Source organism: Clostridium massiliamazoniense (genome assembly GCF_001403635.1).
Taxonomy (GTDB): domain Bacteria; phylum Bacillota; class Clostridia; order Clostridiales; family Clostridiaceae; genus Sarcina; species Sarcina massiliamazoniense.
In genome coordinates this window covers 487,953-504,056 of record NZ_LN879468.1, presented here as the reverse complement: position 1 = coordinate 504,056, position 16,104 = coordinate 487,953, and the positions used below count along the sequence as shown (strand labels likewise).

Below are 16,104 nucleotides of genomic sequence, written 5' to 3'. Positions count from 1 at the left end.
ACGCAAAGTAGTATAAAAAGTTTCCTACTTTGGATAAAAAAAATACAAAAAACAAAAAAAATATCTTATTCAAGAAAAAAAGAGTAGTTTTTTAACTACTCCTCCTCAAATTCTATTAGTTCATCAATTGATATTCCTAACTTCTTAGATATTTTATAAAAAATTTCGATTGATGGCTGTTGCATGTTGTTTTCGTATTTATTGTATTGCGTTTTATTCAGTCCTAAAAATTCAGCAAATTCTATTTGTTTTCTATATCCTAATTGTAATCTTACTTGTAACAACTTATTCTTTATTGGCATAACTCCCCCTATGTATTTATTATCTATAGGTAAATTATACCATTTAATGGTTGTAAAAGCGAAAAAATTTTTTAGGTAAAGTAAATAAAATCTTGATTTTAAGATAACTTTGAGAAGGTTCTATATTTAATTATCAAACAGCATTTTAATTCTAAGCATCTTGTAGCTTATATTGTTCTAAATTAGCTTTATTTCTAGCTTCTATAACTTCAAGTGGTTCTAAATCATCCCAACCTAAAAACTCATCTTCATCATATTTTTCTGGTCTTTGATTGTAATTAGAAAATCTTAATTGCTTTTTAACTTTCTTAACAGTACTTTTAGGAGCTTTAACAGATTTATTAATTTTCTTAGTTAAGGCAATAACTTCTATAAGCATTCTTGTAATATATTCTTTAGCACCACTTATATTAATTCTCTTCCAATACTTTTTAATTTTTGTTTTTATATGTGTAAATACACTTACTCTATCATCTGCACTTAACTTATAATCTTTTAATAAATTTTCTGCTATTTCTAAGACTTCTTTTTCACTTTCAAATTTTGTTTCATCGTATAAAGTATTGTAAGATAACTTAAGATTAAGATTTTCCAAATGAGAATCCTCATACCCATTGACTTCACTTACTTGAACACCTGCTGTTACTATTTGTATTTCTTGTTCATTCTCAATTAGAATTGTCTCTTCGGCTGATGCAACTTCTTCTGCTCTCTCTTCTAACTTTAAGTTACTAAAATATCTACAAAACTCATAAGTGTTTGCTCCAAACTTAGTTCTAGCTTTTGTTACTCTTATTAATTGTAATTCTTCTAGTGTAGACATTAATTCATAGAACTTTGTTTCTTTGCATCTATAACTACTATGACATTCTTCTATATAAGCCTTTCTTAATGCTCTTAAGCTAGCTTTAAGTGTATTATCATTGAACAAAATTATCTTATCTATTGTTTTCTTTAGCATAAATCTATATATGCTCATTAAGTGTTTTCTTTCTTGCTTATCTAGTAATTGATTAAATCTCAAATTTTCTTCTGCTGTAAATTGTATTTTTTTAATATAATTTTTCATTTTCATTCTCCCTTACGATTGAGAAAATAAAAAATCTATACTTATTCACACCAATTAAAAAATCAAAAAAATTTTTAGATTTTGCTTTGACTTGTGTTAAATAATTTGTTACAATTAACTTAATGTATTTCGTAATTGCACCTTTTGTTTGGTGTGATTAAGTTTCTCCTTGTGGTGTTGGTAGCACTAGCAAGGGGATTTTTTTATTTTCTATATTATTTTTTTACTTTTATATGATGTTTTTGTTGACTAAACTCTTCTAGTAAATTAAATTGATTTACGTCTTTTTTTAAGTCTTCAACTAACAGGTTGATATAATTTTCTGTCATAGTTAAAGAGCTATGTCCTAATATTTTTTGTAATGTAGTTACACTTCCACCTGCCATAATCCACTTCTTAGCAAAAGTATGTCTATATCTATGAATCCCTGTTTTAACAATTTTTCTTTTAATGTTATATTGTCTTAATGATTCGCTAATTGTGTTTTTGGTTAATTGTTTACCATAGACATTACAAAATAAATACTCTTCTTCAGTTTCAAAATCTCTAAATTTCAGATATTCTTTAAGAATTTTTATAATGGATTTGTTTAATGGTATTATTAAAGGTCTTCTATTTTTAGTCATTATTACATGTACAACTTCATTCTCCAGATCTAGATCTTTAATTTTTATATTTATGAAACTATTAAGTCGCACTCCAACTGACATTAAAAAATTTATAATTACCCAATCCCTATATTCAGGAAAAGTGGCTTTGTTTAAATCTGGTTTTTTTAATAGAACTTTTAATTCATTATCTGTATAACATTCAATTGGAGTTCTAGTTGTTTTAGGTAAATCAATTTTAAAAGTTTGCAAATAGTCATTTCTCATAAAAAAATACATCAATGTTTTCAAGTCTCTTGCATATGTATGTAAAGTAATATCATTTATTTGTAAATTTTCTTTGCAATCAATGACAAAGTTAGGTACAGTATTTTTATTAAAATCTTTTATTAATGTATCTTCAGATATAAATTTTGTTATACTTATAAAGCTCTCTTGATAATGTTTTATTGTTGCTTCTCTTAAATTCCTAGCTTTGCAATTATCTATATACTCTTCGAACCCTTCTTTGAATGTTAGTGAATTCTTTTTGTTTTTTAGCGTAATTCTTTTCATTTTTCACCTTTCACCCTCTTTTAAGCATAAAAAAATACACACATTAATTACTCTATAAAAGTAAATAACGTGTGTATAATTTTATCTATCCTATTATTTGTTCATTGCTTCTTCTACAGCAACTGCTACAGCAACTGTCATACCAACCATTGGATTGTTACCAGCACCGATTAATCCCATCATTTCTACGTGAGCAGGAACTGATGAAGAACCAGCAAATTGTGCATCTGAATGCATTCTTCCCATAGTGTCAGTCATACCATATGAAGCTGGACCTGCTGCCATGTTATCTGGGTGAAGAGTTCTTCCAGTACCACCCCCTGATGCAACAGAGAAGTATTTCTTACCAGCAGCAACGCATTCTTTTTTATATGTTCCAGCAACTGGGTGTTGGAATCTTGTTGGGTTTGTTGAGTTACCAGTAATTGATACATCAACACCTTCATGATGCATTATAGCAACACCTTCTCTAACATCATCTGAACCATAGCATTTAACTTTAGCTCTTGGACCGTTTGAGTAAGCTTTTTCTTTAACTATTTTTAATTCTCCAGTGAAGTAATCAAATTTAGTTTGAACATAAGTGAATCCGTTGATTCTTGATATTATCATAGCAGCATCTTTTCCAAGACCGTTTAGGATAACTCTTAATGGTTCTTTTCTTACTTTGTTAGCTTTTTCAGCTATTTTTATAGCACCTTCAGCAGCTGCAAAACTTTCGTGTCCAGCTAGGAATGCAAAACATTTAGTATCCTCGCTTAAAAGCATAGCTCCTAAGTTACCATGTCCTAAACCAACTTTTCTATCATCTGCAACTGAACCTGGGATACAGAATGCTTGAAGACCTTCTCCAATTGCTTCAGCAGCATCAGAAGCCTTAGTACATCCTTTTTTGATAGCTATAGCAGCACCTAAAACATATGCCCAAGAAGCATTTTCAAATGCTATTGGTTGAGTTTCTTTAACAATTGTATATGGATCTATTCCTAAATCATCACATACTTTTTTAGCATCTTCTAATGTTTTCATTCCGTACTTTTCTAGTACTGGAGTAATTTGATTAATTCTTCTTTCATAACTTTCAAATAATGCCATTTTAAAAATCCTCCTTTAAATTTAAATTATTCATGTCTTGGATCTACAGTTTTTACAGCATCGTCAAATCTACCATATTGTCCTGTAGCTTTTTCCATAGCTTCGTTTGCACTCATTCCTTTAGCAACAAATTCCATCATTTTGCCTAGGTGAACGAATTTATATCCAATGATTTCATTATCTTCATCTAAAGCTATTTTTGTTATATAACCTTCAGCCATTTCTAAGTATCTAGGACCTTTAGCTAAAGTACCGTACATAGTACCTACTTGTGATCTTAAACCTTTTCCTAAATCTTCAAGACCAGCTCCTATTGGAAGTCCTCCTTCTGAGAAAGCAGTTTGGCTTCTTCCGTATACTATTTGAAGGAATAATTCTCTCATAGCAGTATTTATAGCATCACAAACTAAATCTGTGTTTAAAGCTTCTAATATTGTTTTTCCTGGTAATATTTCTGAAGCCATTGCAGCAGAATGAGTCATTCCTGAACATCCTATTGTTTCAACTAAAGCTTCTTCGATTATACCATCCTTAACATTTAAAGTTAATTTACAAGCTCCTTGTTGAGGTGCACACCAGCCTACTCCGTGAGTTAATCCTGATATGTCTTTAACTTCTTTAGCTTGTACCCATTTACCCTCTACAGGGATTGGTGCTGGGCCATGGTTTGGTCCCTTAGCAATTACACACATTTCTTGAACTTCGCTTGAATACATCATCTTCTTTTTCTCCTCCCTACAAGATAACTAAATATAACAAACAATTAAATTGCTATATCCTCTAATTAAGTTATATGGGATGTTAATAGTCCCACTGGGGTATATAATCACCCCAAATCTATTTTAACAAATCTATCAAAAAGTAACAATACTTTTATTTAAAATATGACAAACTATATTAACAATTTATTATAAATTCCCTATTGATATCCTTTTATGATTATGGTATCATATTTATTGTTAAGCCGAAGTGGTGGAATGGCAGACACAGAAGACTCAAAATCTTCCGGGAAACCGTGCGGGTTCGAGTCCCGCCTTCGGCACCAAATTAAGTTATATCAATGATTGATAGCTTTTAGGATTTATTTTCCTAAAGGCTCTTTCTTTATATAAAAGTCAGCTAGAGGTCAGCTGAACAAAAAAAGTTAAAGTTTACTTAAGTTAATATAAGTTATTTTAACCAATTTTTATGATTTATTTTTGGTAAATTATTTGAATAAATTTTAGTTTTTAGATGGGTTAAATTCAATTTTATTGAAATTAAGTTTTTAAAATTTAGTTAACTATTAACTTATATTTTACATTTTTCGAGTATTTATTTTAATTCCTTTGGAAGCTTAGTTATAAAAGTACTTGTAGTTTTCTCCCTTCCTCTAATTATATTTAAACTATGAAACGCTGGCATTTTTATAAGTTCATCAATAGTAAACTTATCTCCGATTTCTTCTTTTAATAATTTATAATTATCCTTTTGGCATCCACTAAGGAACATAAAATTACAACCAGTTCCTAGTAAAGGTTCTAATAAGCTTTTAAACTGTTTTAAAAATTGACAGGCAAATACATAGGTAGTTCTAAACTTTCTATCCTCAGCTATATTTTTAATCATTAAACTAGTACTATTATCTAATTGATGTATTTCATCAAGCATTATATGAACTACTTTTCTCGCTTCTCTATCTTTAATTAAAGCAGCTCTCTTTTGTCCAGCTAATTTCATTCTGCTTAAAAAATAAGTCATTACAATATCTTTTAATTCATAATCATTAAAATAGTCCTCTGGCATCAATACTAATACTACTTTATTTTGTTCAAATACATCTACAAAGTTAATATTATTTCTTTCTATACCCATTAGCATCTCTTCTGTTTTACTTGACCTCAGTAAAGCATTAAACCTATCAAGAACTCTATCAGCTTTATTATTAGTTCCTATAACTGTTCTTTTAACTTTACCATCTTTCCCTTTACTTTCTTTATATTCATTTAATCCCTCAAGCTCATTAAATCTAAAATCATAGTTTTTAAGTATTTTGAAGTCTTTTACTTTTTTTATAGCTTCTTCTCTGAATTTATAATTAACTAGTATAGAATATATTGAATATAAATCTTTATATCCAGCTAAAAAACTAATACTAGATGCAGCTGCTAATATATTACTCATATTAGATGTAAGTTCTTGAGCATCACCTAAGTTAATAGTATTGATGAATTTTTCAACAAGCATAGCATAATCACTAGCAAAACCTTTTAAATTACGTATATACTCTTCATCCTTTAGAATGTTACTAGTATCAAGTTCTGGATAATCAAAAGTAAACCCTTTAGATAAATCCAATATAATTAAATCTCCCTTTGGAACATGTTTTGCAACTTCCCAGGCATTCTGATTATTTTCTATATAGTCAAAGTATATAATGCAATCTCCTCCCTTATAAGCATTATATACGTAGTTTTCAAAATACTTAGATTTACCAGCACCTTTAACTGATACAATAGCTTTAGAATAGTATAAAAGGTCTTTTATTCTACTGTAATATGCCATTGTTTTTAAATTCCCATATAAAGAACCTAGAGGGATATAACCATCTTGAAGTTCTTTAGGCAATTTAACTTCTTCAAAGTCTAAGTTTTTTATCCCAACTTCTTTTTGGAGTGTCATTTGTGGAAGTTTAAAAAAATTTTCAAGTTCACTAGCTGATAGGAGCATTGAATCTTGATCTAATAATGTAGGAATAGTTTCTCTATGTTCTATACTTAATAAATTAGATTTATTCAATTTTATATTTTTGGGTGTAAGAGAATTATTTAAATCTAAACAACTAAAGCAACTTGAAAATTGTTTAAGTAAAAACTCCCTTCTTTCTTCACTTATTGAGTAAGCAATTCCTCTAAGAGTAACATCAAATCCTTTTTCCTTGCCTTTATTCTTCGTTGCTGGTCTTAATCCTGTTTCAGCTAACATTACATTTAAACTATCGTCAGTTGTATCTATTTTTTCTATTCCTTTAGAACCAAAAAGTATTTCTTCAGCACAATATAAAAGTTCTAGAGAAATATCTAAGGCAACATTTCCTATACATTTAGCAACTTGTCCTGAATTTAAAGAAAACTTTGAAGGCAGAAAATGAAACATCATCTTTAGTTATTTCTATTTCATAGACAATATTATTTTGTAAAATCAAAAGGTCTGTATCTTCTTTTTTAGTAGTAATTTTCTTTAGTGAATCTCTTTTGAATAGTTTTCCTAATGGGAGTGGTTCTCCCTCTCTTTTAAGATGCTCTAAGCATTTAAGATTATATAAATCAGAATATGGAACTACATTATGAAGTGATTTTACTATATCTAATATCTTATTATTTTCCATAGTGGAATGTGGAATTATTTTTACCCCTCTCATATTTCTTCCTAAATATTAATAATTTATTAAAATTGAATTTATTTATAGAAAAATGGTATCTTTTCTATATGTATTTGCATAAAATACAACCATCTTTTCTTATTTTACTTTTGTTTAATTTCTATAATGCCTACATTATTTTTAAGAGCAGCTTCAACCATACCTAAAATATTTTTATGGTCTGCATAAGCAGTTCCTTGTTGATCACCATCAACAAAAATTCTATAAATATTATTTTTATTGGTAGTTGGAGTTTGTGCTGATGGTTTACTTTCTATATAATTAGTTCCAGTAATAGCTTTAAATATTGCTTTAGCTATTTTTTCTACATCAAATTTATTCATATCTGATTTATTAGTTATAAATCCTAATTCTACTAACACTGCTGGAGCACTTGTCTTTCTAAGCACATAGAAATTAGCTTCTTTTTTTCCTCTATTAGTCCATCCAATAGTTTTTACAAGTTCATTTTGAATATTTTTAGCATATTCATTTCCTTTTCCTGATGTGCTTAATGAGAAAGTTTCTACACCATTAGCTTCTGAATTTTTATATGAATTTAGATGTATAGATAGAAATAAATCGGCTTTATATTTATTAGCTTCTGTAACTATTCTTTCTAATTGTTTATCTTTATTATATTCATTATCACATTTACAATCTTTAAATTGGTGACCATGTTCTATAAGCATTTCTCCAAGTCTTTTTAAAACTTTTCTTGCTTCAACTTCTTCTTTCAATCCATTTCCTCTAGCTCCTACTGCTCCAACTAGAGCATGTCCAGCATCTCCTGTTATAACCATAGTATTTTCCCTCCCCTGAAACCTTTTTTCTACTACTTCTAATCTAGCATCTATCTTAATTAAAGTAGTATTGAAACTATCTAAACTCTCTCCAAATCTATCTAGTTGTGCAAATAGTTTTTCTTTTATTATTATCTTCTCGTTGTTGCTGGTTAGTTGTGTATATAAAATAAGCACAACCACATACTGCAGCAATTGGAAAACTTAAATTTGTTATTAATTGTTCCATATTATCACCTCATCAATTTCTTTTTTAAAGTTATTTTTGAAGCTAATGTTGAGTTCCTCTAGAATCTACTATAATCTATTTCATTATTTCATCATCTTTTATAACACTATATTATCATTATTATGTTAGTATGAGCCTTTAATAAATTGTTAATAATTATAATGAGGTGATTATATGGATATTAGTCTTTTAGTACTTTTAGTAATTGGTGGTATAACCTTAATTATTTTATTATTTCTTACATATATTTTAATAATGAAATTTTTAATGAATTATAAATTTTAAATTAGAAATGATATATATTTAACTATATTTATAAAAACTACTTGTAAAATTTTAAAGCTAGTAAATATTTTTCCTACTAGCTTTAAAATTTATTTTTAGGAATTTATATAATAAAAAAGAAAGTATTAAGCTAAATCGGTACTATAACTTTAAAAGATTTAATTAAATTCTTTCATCTTTTCTAATAATTCATTTTTAGGGAACTTAATATTTGGTTGTTGTCTAGCTAGTTCTAAATTACGTTCATGATTCTTTCTTCTCTTATTATTCTTAATTTCTGTTGGGGGAGCATTTCTTTTTCAAAATTATTCATCATTAAAATCATCCTACTTTTTGTATAATATTAATAAATCAAATGTTATTATAATCATATTTTAAATAAGTTTGAAATCTTTCTAGATTCATAGAATAATATTATATTACAACGGAAAAGCTAAATTAAAATATTAATTAAGGAGGTTAATACTAATATGGATAAATATATATGTTTAGTATGCGGTTATGTTTATGATCCAGAAAAAGGAGATCCTTCACAAGAAATAGCTCCTGGAACAGCTTTTGAAGACTTACCTGATACATGGGTTTGTCCTTTATGTAAAGTTACAAAAGATAACTTTAAAAAACAATAATAAATGCATAGAAAAAAGATAAAGGCTACTTTGCCTTTATCTTTTTTGTTATCTTAGTATAATATTTCAAAATATTATCAAGTGTTTTTACTACTTCATATTGTTTTTTCCCTATTGTAGTTTCACCTGTTAACATAAACCCTGTTGCATTTTTCTTTACCATATTATATATATCATTTAATTCATTAACTGTAGGTTTATTTCCATATTTCATTGAATTTAATATATGTGTTGCTATTATAAGCTCTTTACTTTTTTTAGATAAATCATAAGCTATTTTTTCTTGTATTATAGGAATAGACATTAAATTACTCTCAGGTACTAAATCACCTCTAGCTATAACAAATCCATCTAATTTATCAGCCATAGCCTTAACATTCATTACAGCTTCTTTAGTTTCAATTTTACCAAATAACTTCGGTATTAAATCTCCTCTTCTTAATGAAGTAAAAACTGCATTTTTAAATTCTTCGCAATCTTTTTCATTAGAGCAATAAGAATAACAAATTATATCTGCTTTTTCATTAATAGCAAACTGAATATCTTTTTTATCTTTTTCAGTAATACCCCATCCACTTCTATCTATACCAGGCAAATTGCATCCTTTTTCAGGTCTAACCATACCTCCATTTAATGATAATGTATCTATATAATTTTCCTCTATACTTTTTACTTTAAACTCCATTGTTCCATCTTTCATATATATTTTTTTAAAATCTTTTTTTAAAAGCCTATCTCTTGAAATACTTAATGGAATTAATCTTTTCTCACTGTATTTTCTATACAGTTCCTCAATATCATCTTCACTACAAAAATAAATTTCATCACCCTTATCAACATAAAAAGAATCAGCTATTTTATTAGAAACTCTTATTTTGTTTCCCTGTATATCCATTAATAATTTAACCGAAAAGTAATTTCTACGTATATATCCTACAACTTTATCTATATTTTCATAGTTTCCATGAGATAAATTTATTCTTATAACATTGGCTCCACCAGATATTATTTTATCTATAGTATCGTTATCACAGGATCTTGGTCCAATAGTTGCTATTAAATACATAAATCTTCTCCTATAATTACTTACTATAAATTTATACTACTTTAAACTCAAAAATATAACATATTCTAAAAAATATTGATTATGATAAAAAACAAGTTCTATATTTTACATAAATAAAATATTGATATATAAGGAGGTATTAAAAATGAAAAAATGTATTTTTTATCTTTGTTTATGTATAGCTTTTTCATCCTTTATATTAAAAGGATGTGCCATAGAAGAATATACTACTTCAACTAAGAAACCTAAAGAACTTTATTATACAGAAAATTTAATTAATGATATGAAGAATTCAAAATTTTCAGTTAGGATATTAGAGACTAGTTTTTATAAAGAAGTTATATTAAAAGAAGAGAATTTAAATTTAATTACAGATTTAACTAATGAATTAAAGAATGGACAAATAATAGAAGAGGCTACCCTAACTGAAGATTACCTACCAGAAAAATCTTTATATAAAATGTATATAGATATTGAAACAAAAGGAAAATATATTATGGAAATTTATGGAGATGACTTAATAGCTATTTATCCTTGGGATGGCTACTATAAAAAAGATATCTTAAAACTAAATAATATTCCAGCATCATTAAAACCAGAGAATTTATGTAAATATATATTGAAACTATAAAAATAAGGCTATATCTAAATATAGAATATAGCCTTATAATAATTAAAATACAAAAACTTCCGTTTCTTCTATTGCTTTATCTACTAATGCATCAATATCTAAAACACTTTCTGATTTTCTCATGTCATCTAATCTTGGTTTAGTTTTTGGATGCTTTGGAACGAATATTGTACAACAATCTTCATAAGGTAAAATAGATGTTTCATATGTTCCAATTTCTCTTGCAATATCCATAATATCCTCTTTATCCATTGTAACTAATGGTCTGAATATTGGTCTATCAGCACAATCAGTACTTACTATTAAACCTTCCATAGTTTGAGAAGCAACTTGCCCTATACTTTCTCCAGTTGAAACAGATTGAACTTTATGCTTTTCTGCTAATTTACATGCAACTCTCATCATAAATCTTCTCATGATTATAGTTAATTCATCTTCTTTACATTTTTCTATTATAGCCATTTGAATTTCTGTAAATGGAACTACATTTAAATTAACCTTTCCTGTATAACCAGCTAAAATTTTTGCAAGTTCTTTAACTTTATCTTTTGCTCTTTCTGATGTATATGGGTGTGAATGATAATAAACACAATTTAATTCAACACCTCTTCTTGCCATTAAATATCCTGCAACAGGAGAGTCTATTCCGCCTGATAACATAAGCATTGTACTACCATTCATTCCATAAGGTAGTCCTCCAACAGCTTTTATTATATCTTTATTAGTCCAAACATAACCAAATTCTCTTATTTCCACTTTTAAAAGACATTCTGGATTTCTTACGTCAACAGATATTCCACCTGCCATACCTTTTAATACATAACCACCAATTTCTCTTGATACTTCCATAGAGTTTTTTGGATACTTTTTATTAGCTCTATTTGTTTCAACTTTAAAAGTTTTAGCATTACTTGCTTTTACTTTATTTAAAGCTTCTTCATATATTGCTTCAGGAGTAGCTTCAACTTGAGTAACTAAAACAAGTTCCTTTATACCAAAAACTCTTTTTACTCTATCAATAGCAACTTCTAGGTTTTCTGATTCTATAAACCATCTTCCTTGGTCTGTTATTATTTTATAATCTATATCTTTAAGCTTTTTTTCTATATTACCTCTTAATTTATTCTCAAATTTATTTTTATTTAATCCTTTTAAAAATATTTCTGGTGCATATTTAACTAATATTAACTTTTTCATCTTTTTAATCTCCTTAAAAATACTAACGCTTCTTTTAATGCATTAATTGTATAATCTACTTCATCTAAGGTATTATCTCCAGAGAAGCTAAATCTAATAGCTCCTTCTATTTCCTTAGGACATAATCCTATAGAATGTAATACATGACTTCCTTTTTTCGAAATTGATTTTGAAGAACAAGCTGATCCTGTAGATACAAATATACCTTTTTCCTCAAGAATATGAAGTAATACCTCTGCTCTTATTCCTAAAAATGATACATTTAATATATATGGACTTGTAACCTCATCATTATTACTATTTATTTTTATATCTTTTACTTCTGAAAGCTTTTCTATAAAATATGTTTTTAGTTTTTCTACTTTATTAAAGTTTTCATTTATCTCTTTAAAAGTAATTTCTGCAGCTTTCGCAAATCCAATTATTGAATATAAATTTTCAGTTCCTGCTCTTCTACCAGCTTCTTGGGAACCACCTGTTATTAATGACTTTAATGCTGTTCCCTTTTTCATATATAAAAATCCAACACCTTTAGGACCATGAATTTTATGTGCTGATGCAGAATAAAAATCTAAATCATACTCTTTAACATCAATTTTAAATTTACCATAACTTTGAACTCCATCTACATGTAATTTCGCTCTACTACTTTTTTCTCTAACTATTTTTGATATTTCTTTTAAATTATTAATAGAACCTATTTCATTATTAACATGCATAATAGAAACAAGTACAGTATCTTTTCTTATATTATTTTTTAAATCTTCTAAATTTATTCTTCCATTAGAATCTACTTTTAAATAAGTAATAGATACACCATTCTCTTCTAACTCTTTACAGGTTTCAAGAACACTTGGGTGCTCATAGGTTGTTGTTATTATATGTAAACCTGGCTTAGCCAAACCTCTTAACACAGTATTATTACTTTCACTTCCACCTGAAGTAAAAAGTATTTCTTCCTTAGATGCATTTATAGTTTTAGCAATAGTCTCTTTAGCTTCCATTAGCTTTCTTTGACTTTTTAATCCTAAACTATGCAAAGAAGAAGGATTTCCATAATATTCTTTCATGGCTTTAAATACTTCATCACATACCTCTTCATAAGGCTTTGTTGTAGCACTATTATCAAAATAAACTTCCATAAAAGAACCTCCCTTCAAAATAATTTTTCTCAGATAATATATTTTACCACAGATTAACTTTTATTTCATTTAAAATTAATTTTATTCAAAAACAAATAGGTAGAGTAGTCACACTACTTTACCTATTTATATAACCTATTATTCCATAGCTATAAATTCAACTTTTTCTACTCCATCTATTGCATCTATTTCATCTAAAATTTCTTGTACTTCTTTACTGACTGAAGAAATATCCATAGTTATACTAACGTGTGCTGAATTATTTATAGGTATTCCTTGATCTATAGTTAATATGTTACCATTGTATTTTGAAAGTAAATTAAGGACTTTAGAAAGTACCCCTTGCTTATGTGTAACCATCATATTAAAAATTATTTTTCTACCTTGAGATGTTTCTGCAAACTCAAATACATAATCTTTATATTTATAATATACACTTCTACTAATTCCAGCTTGCTTAGTTGCTTCAGTTACCTCTTTAACCTTTCCTTCCTTTAAAAGTCTCTTTGCAATAATTACCTTTTCAAATACTTCCGGTAAAACCTTTTTATCAATAACTAATAACTGACTACTCATCATAATCACCTTTCCTCTACTTGCGCCCCTTTATTGTCTACTATTAAATTAATAAGTTTAACCTCATTTTTTAAAGCTAACATATCTTTTTTCATATTAATAGTATTTTTTTCTATATCTTTGCTGTTAAAAATACCTATGATAGTAGGACCTGATCCACTTATAAATGTTCCTAGTGCACCATAACTATTAAATTTACATAGTATATTTTCATAATCATCTATTAAAGAACCTCTATAATCTTGATGAAATTTATCTCTACATGATATTTTTAGCAAATCATAATCTTTATTTATAAATGCTAACAAAGTAAGCATACTATGTCCAACATTATAGATACCATCACTTAATTTTATTTCTTTAGGCAATATCTCTCTAGCTTTTTCTGTTGATATTTTAAAGTTTGGAATATAGCAAGAAAATACTATATCTTCACTTATATCTTCACTTATATCTACTCTATTATAATACAGCTTATCCTCTTCTACAACTGTTACAACTAAGCCCCCTAAAATAGCTGGAGATACATTGTCAGGATGTCCTTCTATATCAGTTGCTACTTTAACTAATTCTTCCCTAGTAAATTTATTACCTAATATTTTATTAGCAGATACTAATCCTCCAACTATACAAGATGAACTACTTCCGAGTCCTCTAGCTATAGGAATATTATTTTCTTTTAATGATATTCTAAATCCATTATATTTATATTCATATTTATCCAATAATAAAATCATAGATTTATAAAATATATTATCTTTATTTGAATATTCTAATTCAAATCCATCAAATATTACTTCTGAACTAGTCTCTATTTCCTCTACTTCAAATATATTATATATATCAAGTGCCATTCCCATAACATCAAATCCTGCTCCAATATTAGCACTAGTAGCTGGTACTTTAACCTGAAATTTCATCTTCTATCCCTCCATAAGTAAAGTACTAATAAGTTCTTTTATTTCATCCTTACCACAGTTTATATTGTGTTTTATTTCCTTTTTATTTAAATCTTTTATGCCATTTGGAATAGTAAGTGAATATTGTTTTGAAAGATCTTTTACTAACTCAAAATCACTTTTCCCTATAGTAGAAGTTCCTAAAGCATTTAAAATACTTCTTATAAATTTAAATGGTGAAGCTGTAGATACTATTATATATTCACTATTATCTTTCGATTCTTCTACATACTTCATGTATACATCATATGCTACTGCTGTATGTGTGTCTATTAAATAATTATACTTATTATAAACCTCATTAATTCTTTTTTTTACCTCTTCATCAGTAGAATAATTAGCATAGAATCCTTTTAATTTTTTTTTCATTTCCTCATCAATTTTATAAGAAAAATCATTTTTCAAATTTTCCATACACTGCTTAACCTTTAAAGAATCTCTATCACTTATTTCAAATAATAATCTTTCTAAATTTGAACTTATTAATATATCCATTGATGGTGTTTCCGTGATTTTAAATGTCCTATTAATATCATAAACTCCTGTATTGAAAAAATCTGTAAGAACATTATTAACATTGGATGCACATATTAATTTTTTTATTGGAAGTCCCATAGTTTTTGCATAATAAGCAGCTAAAATATTTCCAAAATTTCCTGTAGGAACAGAAATATTTATTTTCTCACCTAAACTAAGTTTTCCACTATTAACTTTATCAAAATATGCATAAAAATAATAAACTATTTGAGGTACCAGCCTACCAATATTTATAGAATTAGCTGATGATATATTTAATTTATTAGCTTTTAAAATTTTCTCAATATTTTTATCTAAAAATATTGATTTAGCAGCACTTTGTGCATCATCAAAATTCCCTTCTATAGCTATTACCTTTAAATTATTACCTTCTTGTGTTATCATTTGATATTTTTGAATATCACTTACTCCATCTTTTGGATATAAAACAATAACATCTATTCCATCAATATTTTTAAATCCTTCTAAAGCTGCTTTACCAGTATCTCCAGAAGTTGCAGTTAATATTATTGTTTTATTATTAATATTTAACTTATCTTTAGATAATTTAATTAGGTAAGGCAGTAGAAGTAATGCAGCATCCTTAAAAGCAAGAGTTGGTCCATGATACAACTCTAAAAAATTATTTTCAATTTTAACTTCAAATCTATCATTATAAGCCCTATTTATTGCTTGTGCTATATTTTCTTTTCCTAAATCTAAAAAATATTTAGATATTATTTCTAATGCTAAATCATTATAAGTTAATTTAGAAAACCTAACTAATTCCTGTTCACTTAATCTTGGAATAATCTCAGGAACATATAAGCCAGAATCATTAGCTATTCCATTGACTATTGCTTCCATAGAGGAGTTTGCAATATCCATTCCTCTAGTACTAATATACCTCATAAAAAACCGCTCCTTATTTCCATTTATTTACTTTCATTATATCTTAGCATGCTTTTTTGAAAAATACAACTGTTTTTCATAAAAATACTCCACATAGAATTAACTAATTTATAGCATATAAAAAGCTGTA

The 16,104-nt window shown here is 27.2% G+C and carries 17 protein-coding genes and 1 tRNA gene; 3 read left to right on the top strand and 15 right to left on the bottom strand.

Translation table 11 applies throughout. The features are described 5' to 3' along the window. Window positions 1–95 precede the first annotated feature (95 nt). From ARA19_RS09260 to ARA19_RS09240, 5 genes are all read right to left on the bottom strand, one after another. Complete coding sequence (locus ARA19_RS09260; RefSeq protein WP_055070686.1) at window positions 96–302, bottom strand: helix-turn-helix domain-containing protein; 207 nt, start codon at window positions 300–302, stop codon at window positions 96–98. A 151-nt stretch (window positions 303–453) separates the two neighbouring features. Next, a complete protein-coding gene (locus ARA19_RS09255; RefSeq protein WP_055070685.1) occupies window positions 454–1,371 on the bottom strand; it encodes a hypothetical protein in 918 nt (305 codons plus the stop codon). Window positions 1,372–1,586: 215 nt separating this feature from the next. Further along, window positions 1,587–2,534: a tyrosine-type recombinase/integrase gene (locus ARA19_RS09250; protein WP_055070684.1), complete on the bottom strand. Its 948-nt coding sequence runs from the start codon at window positions 2,532–2,534 to the stop codon at window positions 1,587–1,589. Window positions 2,535–2,627: 93 nt separating this feature from the next. Beyond that, window positions 2,628–3,629, bottom strand: coding sequence for a GGGtGRT protein (locus ARA19_RS09245; protein ID WP_055070683.1), 1,002 nt, complete (start codon window positions 3,627–3,629; stop codon window positions 2,628–2,630). Window positions 3,630–3,655: 26 nt separating this feature from the next. Further along, window positions 3,656–4,348, bottom strand: coding sequence for an iron-sulfur cluster assembly scaffold protein (locus ARA19_RS09240; protein WP_055070682.1), 693 nt, complete (start codon window positions 4,346–4,348; stop codon window positions 3,656–3,658). 244 nt (window positions 4,349–4,592) lie between these two features. Here ARA19_RS09240 and ARA19_RS09235 point away from each other — a divergent pair. After that, window positions 4,593–4,674: transfer RNA gene (locus tag ARA19_RS09235), tRNA-Leu, on the top strand. A gap of 269 nt (window positions 4,675–4,943) precedes the next feature. On the opposite strand, the gene ARA19_RS09230 is transcribed toward ARA19_RS09235, so the two are convergent. From ARA19_RS09230 to ARA19_RS18135, 4 genes are all read right to left on the bottom strand, one after another. Continuing rightward, window positions 4,944–6,767: an ATP-binding protein gene (locus ARA19_RS09230; RefSeq protein ID WP_147574386.1), complete on the bottom strand. Its 1,824-nt coding sequence runs from the start codon at window positions 6,765–6,767 to the stop codon at window positions 4,944–4,946. Continuing rightward, window positions 6,712–7,029 carry a hypothetical protein gene (locus ARA19_RS09225; protein WP_055070680.1) on the bottom strand — a complete coding sequence of 106 codons (318 nt, stop codon included), beginning with the start codon at window positions 7,027–7,029 and terminating at the stop codon, window positions 6,712–6,714. Before ARA19_RS09225 ends, ARA19_RS09230 begins: the two co-directional genes overlap by 56 nt. Window positions 7,030–7,133: 104 nt before the next feature. Next, on the bottom strand, window positions 7,134–7,832 hold the full coding sequence (locus ARA19_RS09220; RefSeq protein WP_055070679.1) for an N-acetylmuramoyl-L-alanine amidase: 699 nt from the start codon (window positions 7,830–7,832) through the stop codon (window positions 7,134–7,136). Between the two features lie 97 nt (window positions 7,833–7,929). Continuing rightward, the gene (locus ARA19_RS18135) at window positions 7,930–8,061 is read right to left on the bottom strand and encodes a hypothetical protein (RefSeq protein WP_278321694.1); all 132 of its coding nucleotides are present in this window, start codon (window positions 8,059–8,061) and stop codon (window positions 7,930–7,932) included. Between the two features lie 755 nt (window positions 8,062–8,816). On the opposite strand from ARA19_RS18135, the gene rd reads away from it, so the two are divergent. Next, the gene (rd, locus tag ARA19_RS17160; protein WP_084764420.1) at window positions 8,817–8,975 is read left to right on the top strand and encodes a rubredoxin; all 159 of its coding nucleotides are present in this window, start codon (window positions 8,817–8,819) and stop codon (window positions 8,973–8,975) included. A gap of 25 nt (window positions 8,976–9,000) precedes the next feature. On the opposite strand, the gene ARA19_RS09215 is transcribed toward rd, so the two are convergent. Beyond that, window positions 9,001–10,041, bottom strand: coding sequence for a pyruvate kinase (locus ARA19_RS09215; RefSeq protein WP_055070678.1), 1,041 nt, complete (start codon window positions 10,039–10,041; stop codon window positions 9,001–9,003). A 145-nt stretch (window positions 10,042–10,186) separates the two neighbouring features. On the opposite strand from ARA19_RS09215, the gene ARA19_RS09210 reads away from it, so the two are divergent. After that, a complete protein-coding gene (locus ARA19_RS09210) occupies window positions 10,187–10,672 on the top strand; it encodes a DUF4883 family protein (RefSeq protein ID WP_055070677.1) in 486 nt (161 codons plus the stop codon). Between the two features lie 42 nt (window positions 10,673–10,714). Here the strand turns inward: ARA19_RS09210 and thiI are convergent, their stop codons facing one another. From thiI to thrC, 5 genes are all read right to left on the bottom strand, one after another. Then, complete coding sequence (gene thiI / locus ARA19_RS09205) at window positions 10,715–11,869, bottom strand: tRNA uracil 4-sulfurtransferase ThiI (protein ID WP_055070676.1); 1,155 nt, start codon at window positions 11,867–11,869, stop codon at window positions 10,715–10,717. Continuing rightward, on the bottom strand, window positions 11,866–13,011 hold the full coding sequence (locus ARA19_RS09200; RefSeq protein ID WP_055070675.1) for a cysteine desulfurase family protein: 1,146 nt from the start codon (window positions 13,009–13,011) through the stop codon (window positions 11,866–11,868). The genes thiI and ARA19_RS09200 overlap by 4 nt, the downstream gene beginning before the upstream one ends. A gap of 138 nt (window positions 13,012–13,149) precedes the next feature. After that, window positions 13,150–13,587, bottom strand: coding sequence for an ACT domain-containing protein (locus ARA19_RS09195; protein WP_055072096.1), 438 nt, complete (start codon window positions 13,585–13,587; stop codon window positions 13,150–13,152). Between the two features lie 5 nt (window positions 13,588–13,592). Beyond that, window positions 13,593–14,507 carry a homoserine kinase gene (gene thrB, locus ARA19_RS09190; protein ID WP_055070674.1) on the bottom strand — a complete coding sequence of 305 codons (915 nt, stop codon included), beginning with the start codon at window positions 14,505–14,507 and terminating at the stop codon, window positions 13,593–13,595. 3 nt (window positions 14,508–14,510) lie between these two features. Further along, a complete protein-coding gene (gene thrC / locus ARA19_RS09185; protein ID WP_055070673.1) occupies window positions 14,511–15,974 on the bottom strand; it encodes a threonine synthase in 1,464 nt (487 codons plus the stop codon). Window positions 15,975–16,104 lie beyond the last annotated feature (130 nt).

Coding starts and splice junctions, on each gene's coding strand:
- ARA19_RS09260 (WP_055070686.1), bottom strand. CDS start 302: ATGCCAATAAAGAATAAGTTGTTACAAGTAAGATTACAATTAGGATAT.
- ARA19_RS09255 (WP_055070685.1), bottom strand. CDS start 1,371: ATGAAAAATTATATTAAAAAAATACAATTTACAGCAGAAGAAAATTTG.
- ARA19_RS09250 (WP_055070684.1), bottom strand. CDS start 2,534: ATGAAAAGAATTACGCTAAAAAACAAAAAGAATTCACTAACATTCAAA.
- ARA19_RS09245 (WP_055070683.1), bottom strand. CDS start 3,629: ATGGCATTATTTGAAAGTTATGAAAGAAGAATTAATCAAATTACTCCA.
- ARA19_RS09240 (WP_055070682.1), bottom strand. CDS start 4,348: ATGATGTATTCAAGCGAAGTTCAAGAAATGTGTGTAATTGCTAAGGGA.
- ARA19_RS09230 (WP_147574386.1), bottom strand. CDS start 6,767: ATGATGTTTCATTTTCTGCCTTCAAAGTTTTCTTTAAATTCAGGACAA.
- ARA19_RS09225 (WP_055070680.1), bottom strand. CDS start 7,029: ATGAGAGGGGTAAAAATAATTCCACATTCCACTATGGAAAATAATAAG.
- ARA19_RS09220 (WP_055070679.1), bottom strand. CDS start 7,832: ATGGTTATAACAGGAGATGCTGGACATGCTCTAGTTGGAGCAGTAGGA.
- ARA19_RS18135 (WP_278321694.1), bottom strand. CDS start 8,061: ATGGAACAATTAATAACAAATTTAAGTTTTCCAATTGCTGCAGTATGT.
- rd (WP_084764420.1), top strand. CDS start 8,817: ATGGATAAATATATATGTTTAGTATGCGGTTATGTTTATGATCCAGAA.
- ARA19_RS09215 (WP_055070678.1), bottom strand. CDS start 10,041: ATGTATTTAATAGCAACTATTGGACCAAGATCCTGTGATAACGATACT.
- ARA19_RS09210 (WP_055070677.1), top strand. CDS start 10,187: ATGAAAAAATGTATTTTTTATCTTTGTTTATGTATAGCTTTTTCATCC.
- thiI (WP_055070676.1), bottom strand. CDS start 11,869: ATGAAAAAGTTAATATTAGTTAAATATGCACCAGAAATATTTTTAAAA.
- ARA19_RS09200 (WP_055070675.1), bottom strand. CDS start 13,011: ATGGAAGTTTATTTTGATAATAGTGCTACAACAAAGCCTTATGAAGAG.
- ARA19_RS09195 (WP_055072096.1), bottom strand. CDS start 13,587: ATGAGTAGTCAGTTATTAGTTATTGATAAAAAGGTTTTACCGGAAGTA.
- thrB (WP_055070674.1), bottom strand. CDS start 14,507: ATGAAATTTCAGGTTAAAGTACCAGCTACTAGTGCTAATATTGGAGCA.
- thrC (WP_055070673.1), bottom strand. CDS start 15,974: ATGAGGTATATTAGTACTAGAGGAATGGATATTGCAAACTCCTCTATG.